14 protein-coding genes are annotated in these 13,805 nt (G+C 65.0%); 1 reads left to right on the top strand and 13 read right to left on the bottom strand.

Features of this window, described 5'->3' with window-relative positions; genetic code table 11:
* Positions 1-416 (top strand): methyltransferase domain-containing protein (locus R3280_RS01820; protein ID WP_318996869.1); only part of this gene is annotated, 416 nt, incomplete at its 5' end.
* Between the two features lie 10 nt (positions 417-426).
* On the opposite strand, the gene R3280_RS01815 is transcribed toward R3280_RS01820, so the two are convergent.
* The 13 genes from R3280_RS01815 to aroQ form a co-directional block, all read right to left on the bottom strand.
* On the bottom strand, positions 427-1,980 hold the full coding sequence (locus R3280_RS01815) for a cation:proton antiporter family protein (protein WP_318996868.1): 1,554 nt from the start codon (positions 1,978-1,980) through the stop codon (positions 427-429).
* A 93-nt stretch (positions 1,981-2,073) separates the two neighbouring features.
* Positions 2,074-2,679 carry a methyltransferase gene (locus tag R3280_RS01810; protein ID WP_318996867.1) on the bottom strand — a complete coding sequence of 202 codons (606 nt, stop codon included), beginning with the start codon at positions 2,677-2,679 and terminating at the stop codon, positions 2,074-2,076.
* Between the two features lie 98 nt (positions 2,680-2,777).
* Positions 2,778-3,551, bottom strand: coding sequence for a crotonase/enoyl-CoA hydratase family protein (locus tag R3280_RS01805; RefSeq protein WP_318996866.1), 774 nt, complete (start codon positions 3,549-3,551; stop codon positions 2,778-2,780).
* 23 nt (positions 3,552-3,574) lie between these two features.
* Positions 3,575-4,534, bottom strand: a complete 960-nt coding sequence (locus R3280_RS01800) for an alpha/beta hydrolase (protein ID WP_318996865.1) — start codon at positions 4,532-4,534, stop codon at positions 3,575-3,577.
* A 98-nt stretch (positions 4,535-4,632) separates the two neighbouring features.
* The gene (gene purD, locus R3280_RS01795; protein WP_318996864.1) at positions 4,633-5,916 is read right to left on the bottom strand and encodes a phosphoribosylamine--glycine ligase; all 1,284 of its coding nucleotides are present in this window, start codon (positions 5,914-5,916) and stop codon (positions 4,633-4,635) included.
* A gap of 23 nt (positions 5,917-5,939) precedes the next feature.
* On the bottom strand, positions 5,940-7,520 hold the full coding sequence (gene purH, locus R3280_RS01790; RefSeq protein WP_318996863.1) for a bifunctional phosphoribosylaminoimidazolecarboxamide formyltransferase/IMP cyclohydrolase: 1,581 nt from the start codon (positions 7,518-7,520) through the stop codon (positions 5,940-5,942).
* 78 nt (positions 7,521-7,598) lie between these two features.
* Positions 7,599-7,916, bottom strand: a complete 318-nt coding sequence (gene fis, locus R3280_RS01785) for a DNA-binding transcriptional regulator Fis (protein ID WP_318996862.1) — start codon at positions 7,914-7,916, stop codon at positions 7,599-7,601.
* A complete protein-coding gene (gene dusB / locus R3280_RS01780; protein ID WP_318996861.1) occupies positions 7,913-8,911 on the bottom strand; it encodes a tRNA dihydrouridine synthase DusB in 999 nt (332 codons plus the stop codon). The genes fis and dusB overlap by 4 nt, the downstream gene beginning before the upstream one ends.
* A gap of 170 nt (positions 8,912-9,081) precedes the next feature.
* The gene (locus R3280_RS01775) at positions 9,082-10,332 is read right to left on the bottom strand and encodes a DUF3426 domain-containing protein (RefSeq protein WP_318996860.1); all 1,251 of its coding nucleotides are present in this window, start codon (positions 10,330-10,332) and stop codon (positions 9,082-9,084) included.
* Positions 10,333-10,395: 63 nt separating this feature from the next.
* On the bottom strand, positions 10,396-11,292 hold the full coding sequence (prmA, locus tag R3280_RS01770) for a 50S ribosomal protein L11 methyltransferase (protein WP_318996859.1): 897 nt from the start codon (positions 11,290-11,292) through the stop codon (positions 10,396-10,398).
* A gap of 1 nt (position 11,293) precedes the next feature.
* The gene (accC, locus tag R3280_RS01765) at positions 11,294-12,640 is read right to left on the bottom strand and encodes an acetyl-CoA carboxylase biotin carboxylase subunit (RefSeq protein ID WP_318996858.1); all 1,347 of its coding nucleotides are present in this window, start codon (positions 12,638-12,640) and stop codon (positions 11,294-11,296) included.
* A gap of 13 nt (positions 12,641-12,653) precedes the next feature.
* Positions 12,654-13,112 (bottom strand): acetyl-CoA carboxylase biotin carboxyl carrier protein, encoded by a 459-nt coding sequence (gene accB / locus R3280_RS01760; protein WP_318996857.1) that lies wholly within the window; start codon positions 13,110-13,112, stop codon positions 12,654-12,656.
* Positions 13,113-13,132: 20 nt separating this feature from the next.
* The gene (gene aroQ, locus R3280_RS01755) at positions 13,133-13,573 is read right to left on the bottom strand and encodes a type II 3-dehydroquinate dehydratase (RefSeq protein ID WP_318996856.1); all 441 of its coding nucleotides are present in this window, start codon (positions 13,571-13,573) and stop codon (positions 13,133-13,135) included.
* Between the last annotated feature and the right edge of the window lie 232 nt (positions 13,574-13,805).

Genomic DNA, 13,805 nt, shown 5'->3' with positions numbered 1-13,805 from the left:
TGGCGGACCTGGGTCTGGACCGGGCCGCCGCCCGGGTCCGTTTTGAAGTGGCCGACGCCTGCAACCTGGGGCCCGAATACAGCGGTTATGACCTGATCTTCGCCGGTAACCTGATCGACCGCCTGCAGGACCCGAGTGCGTTCCTGGCGTCCGTGCATGAGCACCTGGCGGAAGGCGGTACCCTGGTGATCAGCTCGCCCTATACCCTGCTGGAGGAGTTCACCCCCAGGGCCAACTGGCTCGGCGGCTTTGAGCGCGATGGCCAGCCGGTGACCGTGCTAAAGGGTATGAAGTCGGTGCTTGCGCCGCATTTCGAGATGGTGGCACCGCCGGTGGATGTGCCCTTCGTGATCCGCGAGACCCGCCGCAAGTTCCAGCACTCCATTGCCGAGCTGAGCGCCTGGCGGCGGACCTGAGGGCGCCGCCTCAGCTCTCCCGCACGCTGGTGTACTCCAGGGTATGGCTGGCCAGGGCCACCCCGGTCTCGTCCATGGTCAGATAGGCCTCGTCGGCACCGGCCGCCTTGATCGCGGCGGCATCGTCCTCGTACATGGTATGCGCCACGATCTGGCCTGAAAAACCGCGCTCACGCAGCTTGCGGGCGGCGATCACCTTGCCCTCGATGTCGTGGGTCGCCAAGATCACCGCCTTCAGCTTCGGTATCTCCAGGCTCTGCCAGAAACTGGTGTCCTCGGCATCCCCGAAAAGCACGTTACGGCCCAGGGCCTTGTGCTTCTCGATCTTGGCGGGGTCGGAATCCAGCCCCATGGTCTGGGGATTTTCAGGGTGCAGTTTTTCGTAGGCAGCCGTGCCGGTGCGCCCCATACCCAGGATCAGCACCTCGGTGTCACCCAGGGAAACCGGCTGCTCGTCCGGGTGCCGGCGCTGGCTTTCGAAGGGTTCCAGGCGGTGGCTCCAGCGCTCGTAGAGGCGGTGGGCGATCCGGTTGGCGGGAGCGGACACCACGAACGACAGCGCCACCGTGATGGCCAGGGGGATCAGCCATTCCTGCAGCGCAACGCTGGCCACGATCAGGCCGAACTCACTGTAGTTGGTCAGCGCCAGGCCGCTGAGGAAACTGCTGCGGGCCCGCAGCCGGAACACCAGCAGCAGGAAGAAGAACAGGATGCCCTTGAGCGGCAGCACCAGCGCCGCCACCACGGCAAACACCAGGGCATCGCTGTCCGGCAGTCCGCCCATGCCTATCTGCAGGAAAAAGCCCACCAGGAATACTTCCTTGAGCGACCACAGCGAGCGTGAAAGCTCCTCGGCGCGGGGGTGGTTGGCCAGCATGGCGCCAAACACCAGCGCGCCAAGCTCCGAACTCAGGCCCACCGATTCGAAGCCAAGCCCCCCCAGCACCAGCGCCAACAGCAGCCCCAGCAACACCAGCAGCTCATCGTGACCGCTGGCATCCAGCAGGCGGTAGAGTAGCGGTCGCAGCAGCGGCAGGCCGAGGATCACCAGGGCATAGGCGGAAGGGCTCTTGCCCGCCGCCAGACTCATCACCAGCAGCGCAATCAAATCCTGCATCACCAGAATGCCGATGGCCACCCGGCCATGGAAGGCCCGCAACTCCCGCTTGCTCTCCAGCACCTTGGCCGCCAGTACCGTACTGGAAAAGGACAGCGCGATGGCCAGCAGCAGGGAGGTCTGCCAGTCCAGGTCCGCCAGCAGGTGGATGCCGGGAGTGAAGACCACACAGGTAATGGCGAAATGCAGCAGGCTGCCACCGATCACCTCGGGCTGCAGTATGGAGCGGACCTTGAGCTTCAGGCCCACAGTGAACAGCAGCAGCAACACGCCGAGGTGGGCAATATGATCGAGGGTCTTGCCTTCGGCGAGCTCCAGGGCATCCGGACTGAGGATGCCGTTGAGGATGAAACCGGCCGCCAGGTAACCCACCAGGGGCGGCAGACTCAGGCGTTTGACCACGAGGCCCAAAGAGAATGCAAAGCTGATCCAGAGTGCTTCGGCCATAGCCTGGGGTTGCCTTTTGCTGCTGGGGCGGATGTTGGCGTCGGGCTTGCGGGCGCCTGCCCCGGTGTTGAGGGCGTCCGTCCCCGATGATGTCTACAGCCGCTCGAACAGAGCGGTCTGGGTTGGCTGTCCAAAGTCCGGGTGCTGCTCGCCGATGCCGCCAAATGCTACCTGATAGCCCTGGCGCTGCGCCACACCCCGGGCCCATTGCCGGAAGCGCTCCCGGCACCACTCGAACTTGTGATCCGGTTCGCGGCGCTCGCCCGGGGCCAGGTCAAACAGGGGGTTGTACTCCCGGTTGGGTGTAGTCATCAGTACCTGGCCGGGCCGGTAGCAGCCGAACACCGTGCGCTCGGCCAGTGACAGCTGCCCGGGCCGGACATGCTCAATGGTCTCCAGCATCACCGCAATGTCGAAACCGGTCAGCCCAGAAGTCTGATCCGGCTCCAGGTAAGACCCCAGGATCAGACGGACGCGCTCGGCACCGGGCAGTCCGGCGAGCATCTGCCGGGCCTGGCCCAGGGAGGCGCCGGACTGCTCCAGGCCGGTGATGCGCTCGAACTGGGGCTCCCCCAGCAGCCGCAGCAGCAGCGAGCCGGAGCCGCAGCCCAGGTCCAGCACCGAGCGGGCGCCGGTGGCCTTGAGCGTGGTCAATACCGTATCGAGGCGCGTCTCGTGGAGCGCGCTCATCTGGGTCATCACAACAGGTCACCCGACAGCCTGGAAAAAGCGGGGCTGGTTCTGCGGCCAACCCACCCTTATGTGGCAGCATAGCAGGCGCCGGCGCGGCCTGCCGGTCAGAAGCGTCCGTGCCGGCCTTCGCCGGAAGCAAAGCGGTCGGCACCTTCCAGGGCTTCCTCGAACACCACCGGAAAGCCGCCTTTGCCTTCCCGCTGCAAAGCGGTGGCCAGATCCAGTGACCACTGGGAGAGGGCGGAGTCCCGGTCCACCCTGAGGCAGGTCTGGGGGAAGCCGGCGATGTCCGCCGCCAGCTGTTCGGCGGCCGCGCGGCTCTCGCCGTCGGCCACTACCCGGTTGGCCAGACCCATACGGAGGGCTTCGTCCGAGTGCACGGGCCGGCCGGTGAGGATCATGTCGAGGGCGTGACTCTGGCCCACGATCCGTGGCAACCGCACGGTACCGCCGTCGATCAGCGGCACGCCCCAGCGCCGGCAGAAGACCCCGAACACCGCCGACGCCTCCACCACCCGCAGGTCGCACATCAGGGCCAGTTCCAGGCCGCCGGCAACGGCATAGCCGGACACCGCGGCGATGACCGGCTTGCTAAAGGCCATGCGGGTGGGGCCCATGGGGCCGGGGCCGGCGCCTTCGGCGTCCAGCTCGTTGCGTTTGTCAGGGTCGTTCATGGCGGCCAGGTCGGCGCCACCGCAGAAGTGACCACCGGCACCCCAGAGCACCGCAACCCTGAGCCGATCGTCGGCTTCGAAGGCCTCGAAGGCATTGCGCAGGGCTGTGGCGGTGGGCCGGTCCACGGCGTTTCGTTTCTCGGGCCGGTTCAGCACGATGGTGCAGACGGGCCCCCGGATCTCGGTATGGACGGCGTCGGTCATGGCAGGGCTCTCTTGCAGGACGGTCAGGGCTGGGTCACCCGGCCGGAGTCGGGCGCGGTTTCAATAAACTCCTGCACCAGTGTGGCCGAGCGACGGGGAATTTCAATCATCGGGGCATGGCCGACACCGTCCAGGACCTCAAGCCGGGCGTTGGGGATGCGCTCGGCGAAAATGATGCCGTTGCGGTAATCGGTGATGCGGTCCTCCCGTCCCCAGACCACCAGTACGGGAGCAGTGATACGCTCCAGGGCGTCGCGGAAGCCGGGCTGGTAGCCGGAATCCCGGATGGCCGCAAAGATGCGCTCGTTGACCTCCCGGTTGGCGATGGCGCGCTCCTCCATCACGCTGTAGATGGGCCAGGGCACGAAGGGCTCCTGCTCCAGGGCGAAGTCCACGAGGCGTTCGAAATCCCCGGGCTGCTTCACGATCAACGGATTCTCGCCCTGTTTCACCAGCGCCACCAGTTCGCTGTCGTAGACGAAGACGCCGGCGGGATCGAACAGCACCGCGCTCTGCACCCGCTCGGGATAGGTGGCGGCGTAGAGTGCGGTAATGGCACCGCCCATGGAGTTGCCCATCATATGGACGCGGCCCAGGCCCAGTTGGTCCAGCATGGCGTTCACGTAGGCCACCTGGTCGGCGATGCTGTAGCCGATGTCCAACGGTTTGCTGCTGTCACCGTGGCCGGGCAGGTCGAAGGCGTAGACGTTGTAGTCTTTGGTCAGATAGCCCGCCATCCGCAGCCAGTTGTCCTTGTTGGCGCCGAAACCGTGCAGCATTACCAGGGTGTCGGCGCCCGCAATGGGCGGGTTGCTCAGGTAACTGATGGTGAGCTCGCCAATCTGCAGGCTGGACACTTCCAGATCGGCCCTGCCGCGCTCGAAATCCAGCGCGGTCTGGTAAATGGTCTGGCGGGAGCAGCCCGCCAGCACCAGCAGGGCCAGCAGGGTCAGAATCCGGAGCATCGGGTGAGGGGGCATCATGGAGCTTTCCTTCAGTGCGCGGGAAGCTCACCATAGCGCAAAAAAAGACCCGGTCAATGACCGGGTCCCTGGATTGCAGAGGGGTTCGCGTCAGGCTTTCAGCTTTCCCGGGCGATGGCCCGATAGGCTATGTCCTTGCGATAGAAGGCGCCCTGCCACTGGATCCGCTCCGCCACCTGGTAGGCGCGCTGCTGGGCCTCGGTGACCGTTCTGCCCAGGGCGGTGGCACAAAGCACCCGGCCGCCGCTGGTCACCACCTGCTCGCCCTTCAGGCTGGTGCCGGCGTGGAACACCTTCTCGCCTGCGGTTTCGGTTTCATGCAGGCCGGAAATGACGTCGCCCTTGCGGTAGCTGCCGGGGTAGCCGCCGGCGGCCAGCACCACGCCCACCGAGGCGCGCTCGTCCCAGTTGGATTCGCACTCGTTCAGCCGGCCGTCGATGGCGGCCTGGCACAGCTCCACCAGGTCCGACTGCATCCGCAGCATGATGGGCTGGGTCTCCGGGTCGCCGAAGCGGCAGTTGAACTCGATGACCTTGGGAGCGCCGTCGGGGTCGATCATCAGGCCAGCGTAGAGGAATCCGGTGTATTCATGGCCTTCCGCCGCCATGCCTTTGACGGTAGGGTAGATCACTTCGTCCATGATGCGCTGGTGGACCGCATCGGTAACCACCGGGGCGGGGGAGTAGGCGCCCATGCCGCCGGTATTGGGGCCGGTATCGCCGTCGCCGACCCGTTTGTGGTCCTGGGAGGTAGCCATGGCCAGCACGTTGCTGCCGTCCACCATGACGATGAAGCTGGCCTCCTCGCCCTCCAGGAACTCCTCGATCACCACCCGGCTGCCGGCGTCGCCAAAGGCGTTGTCGGCCAGCATGTCGCGGATGGCCGTCTCGGCCTCGGCCAGGGTCATGGCCACGATCACACCCTTGCCGGCGGCCAGGCCATCGGCCTTGACCACGATGGGCGCGCCCCGTTCACGGACATAGGCCAGCGCGGCATCCACATCGGTGAAGTTGCCGTAGCCGGCGGTGGGAATCCTGTGGCGTGCCAGGAAGTCCTTGGTGAAGGCCTTTGAGCCCTCCAGCTGGGCAGCGCCCTTGCTGGGGCCGAACACCCGCAGCTTCCGGCTGCGGAAGTGATCGACGATGCCGGCCACCAGCGGCGCCTCTGGACCCACGATCGTCAGGCCCACATCGTGGGTGGCGGCAAAGTCCGCCAGGCCCTGGATGTCCATCACATCGATGGCAACATTCTCCAGGCCGGGTTCGCGGGCGGTGCCGGCGTTCCCCGGTGCCACGAAGACCCGGTCGGCCTGGGGCGACTGGGCGGCTTTCCAGGCCAGGGCGTGCTCACGCCCACCACTGCCGATGATCAGGATGTTCATGTCGGTCTTCCTCTGCTGCAGGCTCAGTGACGGAAATGGCGCATGCCGGTGAACACCATGGCAATGCCGTGCTCGTTGGCGGCGTCGATGACTTCCTGGTCCCGCATGGAGCCACCGGGCTGGATCACCGCGGTGATACCGGCGGCGGCGGCAGCGTCGATGCCGTCCCGGAACGGGAAGAAGGCGTCGGAGGACATCACCGAGCCCTTCACTTCCAGACCCTCGTCGGCGGCCTTGATGCCGGCGATGCGGGCGCTGTAGACCCGGCTCATCTGGCCGGCGCCGATACCGATGGTGCGGCCGGCGCGGGCGTAGACGATGGCGTTGGACTTGACGTACTTGGCCACCTCCCAGGCGAACAGCAGATCGTTCAGCTCCGCCTCGGTGGGCTGGCGCTCGGTGACCACTTTGACGTCCGCCATGGCCACCATGCCCAGATCCCGGTCCTGCACCAGCAGGCCGCCGGTGACCCGCTTGAAGTCCATGCTGCGGGCACGCTCACCGGTGAAGTCACCGCAGGCCAGCAGCCGCACATTCTTCTTGGCGGCCACCAGTTCAGCCGCCTCCGGGGCCACCGTGGGGGCGATGATCACTTCCACGAACTGGCGCTCGACGATCGCGCGGGCGGTGTCGGCGTCCAGCTCCCGGTTGAAGGCAATGATGCCGCCAAAGGCCGAGGTGGGGTCGGTGGCGAAGGCCAGGTCGTAGGCCTGGCGGATGTCGGCGCCGATGGCCACACCGCAGGGGTTGGCGTGCTTGACGATGACACAGGCCGGGTCTGCGAAGGGTTTGACGCATTCAAGCGCAGCGTCGGTGTCGGCGACGTTGTTGTAGGACAGCGCCTTGCCCTGCAGCTGGCGGGCGGTGGCGACGCTGGCTTCCCGGGGATGACGCTCGGCATAGAAGGCAGCGCGCTGGTGCGGGTTCTCGCCGTAACGCATGTCCTGCACTTTCACAAACTGGCTGTTGAAGGTGCGGGGGAAGTCAACGTTGTCATTGTCGGCGGTGCGGCCGCCCAGGTAGTTGGCAATGGCGCCGTCGTATCCCGCCGTGTGCTCGAACGCCCGCACCGCCAGGTCGAAGCGGGTGGCGTGACTGAGCGCGCCCTTGTTGTCGGCCAGTTCCCTGATGACACGGTCATAGTCGGCCGCGTTCACCACGATGGCCACGTCGGCATGGTTCTTGGCGGCTGCCCGGACCATGGTGGGGCCCCCGATATCGATGTTCTCGATGGCGGTGGCCAGGGCACAGTCCGGATTGGCGACGGTGGCCTCGAAGGGATAGAGGTTGACCACCACCATGTCGATGGGGTCGATGCCGTGTTCGGCCATGACCGCGTCGTCGGTGCCGCGCCGGCCGAGAATGCCGCCGTGGATCTTGGGGTGCAGGGTCTTGACCCGGCCGTCCATCATTTCGGGGAAGCCGGTGTGGTCACTCACTTCGGTAACCGCAATGCTGTTTTCCCGCAAAAGGCGGAAGGTGCCGCCGGTGGACAGGAGCGCCACGCCCTGTTCGGTGAGCTGGCGGGCGAAGTCGACGATGCCGGTCTTGTCAGAAACACTGATCAGTGCACGGCGTACTGGGGTGTTTGCCTGATTTGCCATGGGGTCCGTTTTTCGCTGGGTATGAACGAATAAAGGCCTCGCAGACGGTGTCCGGGAGGCCCTCCTGGGATTGCCCGATCAGAGCAAACCGTACTGCTTGAGCTTCTTGCGCAGGGTGCCGCGGTTCAGACCCAGCATGGTGGATGCCTTGGTCTGGTTGTTGCGGGTGTACTTCATGACCTGCTCCAGCAGGGGCGCTTCCACCTCGGACAGGACCAGTTGATAGACTTCCGTGACCGGCGCGCCGTCGAGCTGGGCAAAGTAGTTCTTCAGGGCGACTTCGACGCTGTCACGCAGGGTGACGGTATTGCCGCTGCTGTTGACGGTCTGGAGCTGGTGAAGCTCGTCGTTTGCCGGTTGGGCGGTGTTGTCGTTTGCCAGTGTCTCAGCGGTCATGCTGCGAATACCTCTCCATTTCGTAAGCCTGCAAAGTACTGTTGAATGCTGTCTTTCTGCTCCCGCGCGCATTCGATGGCGTTGAAGCGTCTGCGAAACTGCTTGTCCGGGTCGTGGGCCTGCAGATACCAGCCCACGTGCTTGCGCGCGATACGCGGTCCCATGACCTCGCCGTAGAAGTCATGCAGGGCGTCCAGATGCTCGCTGAGTATCTGTTCCACCTCGTCCAGCGCGGGTGCGGCCAGGGTCTGGCCGGTTTCCAGGAAATGCAGTATTTCCCGGAATATCCAGGGGCTGCCCTGGGCGGCGCGACCGATCAGCAGACCGTCGGCCCCGGTGTGGGCCAGCACCTGTTTCGCCACCTGGGGCGACGTGATGTCGCCGTTGGCGAACACCGGTATGCCGACCCGGGACTTGACCTCGGCAATGGTGTCGTACTCCGCCTCGCCGCGGTAGGCGTCCGCCCGGGTGCGACCGTGTACCGCCAGCGCCTGGATGCCGGCGGCCTCCGCCATGCGGGCGATGGTCACCGCATTGCGGTTGTCCTGATCCCAGCCGGTGCGCATCTTCAGGGTGACCGGCACATCCACCGCCGCCACCACCGCGTCGAGAATCTCGCCCACCAGGGCTTCGTCACGTATCAGGGCGGATCCGGCGGCCTTGTTGCAGACCTTCTTGGCCGGGCAGCCCATGTTGATGTCGATGATCTGGGCGCCATGTTCGGCGTTCATCCGGGCCGCGTTGGCCAGCATTTCGGCATCGCCACCGGCGATCTGTACGGAGCGTGGCTCCGGTTCGCCGTTGTGGTCCAGGCGGAGCCGGGACTTGCGGGTGTGCCAGAGGCTGCTGTCGGCGATGACCATTTCAGACACCGCCAGACCCGCCCCCAGGCGCCGGCAAAGCAGGCGGAAAGGGCGGTCGGTCACGCCGGCCATGGGCGCGACGATCAGCGGATTGGGGAGCCTGTAGGGCCCGATAGTCGCCGTCGGCAGCATGGTTTCATTCCGGATTGCAACTGGTTGAAATATGATCACCAGATGACAGGGGGCGACAATGATACCGCCGGGGGCACCGGTATTGAAGAGGAATCTGGCGGAAAAAGTTGATTATTTTTCGTGCTGGTTGGTTGACTTTTGCCCGTGTGGCAGTCTTTTACGGCCGCGTCTCAGGGCTCCCGCGGCAGGAAACTGATGTTGTAGTTGACCGCGTCACGGCCCGGGTCACGGATGTTGATGGCGATGCGGATGGGCGTCTGCGACGGCATGGATTCCAGCTCGAGGGCCTCGCCGGCCAGGTAGTCCTCGGGGGCGAACAGGCTCTGGGCCACCACGTCGCCGTTGAGATTGGAAAAGGTCAGGCCGATCGCCGGGAAGGGCTGGGCGAACTCCGCCTCATTGATGATGACCGCGTCCACGATCAGTGAATTGCGGTCGTCCGGCGCGGTGCGCACCACCAGTTTGCGGCTCTGGATCTTGTCGATGGCCACCAGCGGTTCCAGCTCGCAGCCGGCCAGCTCGCAGGCCTGCTCGTAGAAGGGACGCAACTCCGGTACCGCCGACAGGCGTTCGAACTGGAAGTAGGCCAGCTGGGACACCAGCAGGCCCACCAGGGCCAGCACAACCAGGGTCCAGACGCTTTTGCGCAGCCAGCTGCCGGACCCGGAGCCGGTCACCTCAATGGGCTCGTAGCGCAGATTGTGGTAGGGCTCAGCGGCCGGGCGCTCGGCCGCCAGACCGGAGTCCGGACCCAGGTTCCAGCCTGCGGCCGTGTCCTCCAGCCGATCCTGATTCGGATCCGGCGCCATGCTGAAGCGGGGCGCCGCCGGCTGTTCGGTTTCGGGTTCGGGCTCTGGCTCGGGCGCCGGTTTTTTGGGGGGCTCCGGCCTGGGCGCGGGCTCCTTCGCCGCCCGGGAATCCGTCCCCCCTCTGGGGGTGGCGGTCGGCTCGGGTTCCCCGGAGCGGGGGCGCTCTTCGGTCAGCATGGCCTCGGCCCAACTTTCATCGATGGACTCGTCAGTCTGTTCCACCTCGCTGTCGTCGCCGAAACCCCCGGAGGATTTCTCGTCGAAGGCGCGGAAACTGTCGCTGAGTTCGTCGTCGGAGAAGGTGGTCTTGCTGCCGGCATAGCGACCGGCGACGGCGTCTTCCTCCGGATTGTCCTGGAACACGAAGTCCTCTTCACCGGCCAGGTCCTGGTCTTCGGCCTCGGACCAGGACGGTGGCGGCGTGGACGTTTTTACGTCCGCCGGTTTGGCCGGGCCTTCCTGCTTTTCCGGCTCGCGGTTGTCGATGGCATTGAACACCTCCATGCAGCTGCCGCAGCGCACTTTGCCTTTGGCAATACCAAGCTGCTCATCGGTGACCCGGAAACGGGTATCACAATGAGGACAGCGGGTCAGCAGGGTGGTGTCGGTCATCCTTTATTCCTGTGAAGGGGCGGTGCCATGAGTCCCGGAGTTTAGTCGCTCCATGCAGCTTCGTCACCTGTCTCGACGCCGTCCTGTGAGCCGTATCCACTCATCGCGCTGCTCGGGCTCATCCATTACAAACCAGGGTTCATAGGCGGCCATCACCTCGCGGGCCTGATGGGCAAGAATGCCGGACAGCACCAGGTCGCCCCGGGGCAGGACCTTGGCCGCCAGCTTGGGCGCCAGCATGATCAGCGGTTGTGCCAGGATGTTGGCCAGCATCACGTCGGCCTGGAGTTCGGGCTCCTCGCCGGGCAGGTAAAGATCCAGTCGGTCGTCCGGCACACCATTGCGACGGGCGTTGTCGCGACTGGCCTCCAGCGCCTGGGGGTCGGTGTCCACACCAATGACGTGACGGGCGTCGAGCAGCAGCGCGGCCAGCCCCAGAATGCCGGAGCCGCAGCCGTAGTCGATGACCTGACGGCCGGCGATGGGGTGCTCATCGAGCCATTCCAGGCACATGGCGGTGGTGGCGTGGGTGCCGGTGCCGAAGGCGAGACCGGGGTCCAGGGACAGGTTGGCGGCGTCCGGGTCGGGCGGTTCGTGCCAGCTGGGTACGATCCACAGCCGTTCGCCGAACTTCAGGGGTTTGAAGTCCTCCATCCAGGCTCGGGCCCAGTCCTTGTCCTCGACCAGCTCGATGTCGATCTCCGCCAGCGACTGCTGGGTCTGCTGGTGCCAGGCGTCGCGGATCTCGCTGCACAGCTGCTCTATGTCCCGGCCGGCATCGAACAGTCCGGTGACCCGGGTCGCCTGCCACAGGGGCGTGGTGCCCGGGTCGGGCTCGAACAATGGTTCGTCGGCGGCATCTTCCATGGACACGGCGTCGGCCCCCAGGGCCATGAGCAGATCCTCGAGCTGATCGGCGGTGTCCGAGTCAGCGGGAATCCGCAGCTGAATCCAGGGCATGTTATTCCTTAAGCAGTTTTTCCAGGTAGTGGATGGTGAAGTCGACCTGTTTGAAGCCGCCGTCACGTACCAGCCGCCGGTGCAGGGCCTGGTTGGTCTTGATGCCCTCCACCACCAGCTCGTCGAGGGCGTTCTTCATGCGCCGCCGGGCGATCTCGCGGTCGTCACCCCAGGTGATGAGTTTGCCCACCAGGGAGTCATAGTAGGGCGGCACCGTGTAGCCGCTGTACATGTGGGAGTCCACCCGCACGCCGTTGCCGCCAGGAGCGTGGAACTGCTTGACGTGGCCCGGGCTCGGGATGAAGGTCTGGGGATCCTCGGCGTTGATCCGGCATTCCATGGCGTGGCCGGAAATCTTGATGTCCTCCTGCTTGTACAGCAGCGGCATGCCGCTGGCGATCCGCAGCTGCTCCCGCACGATGTCCACGCCGGTGACCATCTCCGACACCGGATGCTCCACCTGGACCCGGGTGTTCATCTCGATGAAGTAGAAGCCGCCGTCCTGGTAGAGGAACTCGAAGGTTCCGGCGCCGACATAGCCGATTTCCTTGCAGGCATCGACGCAGGCCTTGAGGGTCTTCTCCCGGGCCTCGGGGTCGATGTTGGGGGCCGGAGCCTCTTCCAGCACCTTCTGATGTCGGCGCTGCATGGAACAGTCCCGGTCGCCCAGGTGGATGACGTTGCCGTGGGTGTCCGCCAGCACCTGGACCTCCACATGGCGCGGCCGTTCCAGGTATTTTTCCAGGTACACGGTCTCGTCGCCGAAGGCGTTGCGGGCCTCGCTCTGGGTGATCTGGATGGCCTTGAGCAGGGCGGCTTCGGAGTGCACCACCTGCATGCCGCGACCACCGCCGCCGGAAGCGGCCTTGATGATGACCGGGTAGCCGATCTTGCGGGCCACCGCCAGGGTCTTCTCGTCGTCGTTGGTGATGGGGCCGTCGGAGCCGGGCACGGTGGGCACGCCGGCCTTCACCATGGCGTTGATGGCGGAGACCTTGTTGCCCATCAGGCGGATGGTGTCGGCCTTGGGCCCGATGAACCGGAAGCCGGACTTTTCCACCTGTTCGGCGAAATCAGCGTTTTCCGCGAGGAAGCCGTAGCCGGGGTGGATGCCCACCGAGTCGGTCACTTCCGCGGCGCTGATGATGGCCGGCACGTTCAGGTAACTGTCGGTGGCGCTGTTGGGGCCGATGCACACGGACTCGTCCGCCAGGCGAACGTGCATCAGTTCCCGGTCAACCTGGGAATGGACTGCGACGGTACGGATGCCCAGCTCTTTGCAGGCGCGCAGTATCCGGAGCGCGATCTCGCCCCGGTTGGCGATCAGTACTTTCTCAATCATGGCCATGGGTTAGCTACGCTCAGGAAATGATCATCAGGGGCTGGTCGAACTCGACCGGCTGGCCGTTCTCCACCAGGATTTCGGTCACGGTACCGCTCTTGTCGGCCTCGATCTGGTTCATCATCTTCATCGCTTCCACGATGCAGACCACATCGCCGGCCTTGACGCTCTGACCCACTTCCACGAAAGCCTTGGCGGTAGGCGACGGCGCCTCGTAATAGGTGCCAACCATGGGCGACTTGATGGTATGGCCGCTGGGCGTTGGCTTCTCCGCCGGCTTGTCGGAGGACTCCGCCGGCGCCTGCTGGGCCGGGGCCGAGTACTGCTGCTGAGGATAATGGGACATCATCATGCCACCGGAAGGCTGCTCGCGACGGCGGGAGATGCGGACCGAGTCGTCACCCTCGCAGATCTCGAGCTCTTCAACATCGGATTCCTCGATCAGCTCGATCAGTTTCTTGATTTTTCGAATGTCCATAATTGAGTCCCGTTGGTCTCTTATCGGTTGAGTCGTGTCAGCGCCGCCTGCAGGGCCAGGTCGTAGCCAAGACTGCCAAGGCCGCAAATGACGCCCTCAGCGATGTCGGAAAAATAGGAGTGATGCCGGAACGCCTCCCGGGCATGCACGTTCGAAAGATGCACCTCGATAAACGCGATGCCGGACGCCAGCAAAGCGTCCCGCAGGGCCACGCTGGTGTGGGTGAAGGCGGCCGGATTGATCAGAATATAGTCCACACCCTCGGATCTGGCCTCATGCACCCGGTCAATGAGCTCGTATTCGGCATTGGACTGCAGGTGAAGCAGGTGGTGGCCGTGGTCGGCGGCCTGGCGCTGGAGGCGCTCGTTGATGTCCGCCAGGGATTCATGGCCGTAGACATCCGGCTCGCGGACGCCAAGCATGTTGAGGTTGGGGCCATGAAGCACAAGAATGGTGGCCATGCAGGTTCACTACCTTCCGGTGGTCTGAAACAGGATCGCCGATATTAGCGACATTTTCCCTTCATCCTGCGGTCTAAAGCATTTCAATTCAACACTTTTTGACATCAGACCTTAGTCGGTCCGGATGCGAGAGCCCATTGTCCGAGAGCCGGCGGGCGGCGTCCATAAGACGTTGGTTTCATAACGACAAAACCGACCATGGGGCCGGTTCGCGGGAGTGGTGGATGGTGGG

The organism is Marinobacter sp. (assembly GCF_033722195.1).
Lineage (GTDB): Bacteria > Pseudomonadota > Gammaproteobacteria > Pseudomonadales > Oleiphilaceae > Marinobacter.
The sequence above is the reverse complement of the archived record's forward strand: the minus strand, read 5'-3'. Positions and strand labels throughout refer to the sequence as shown.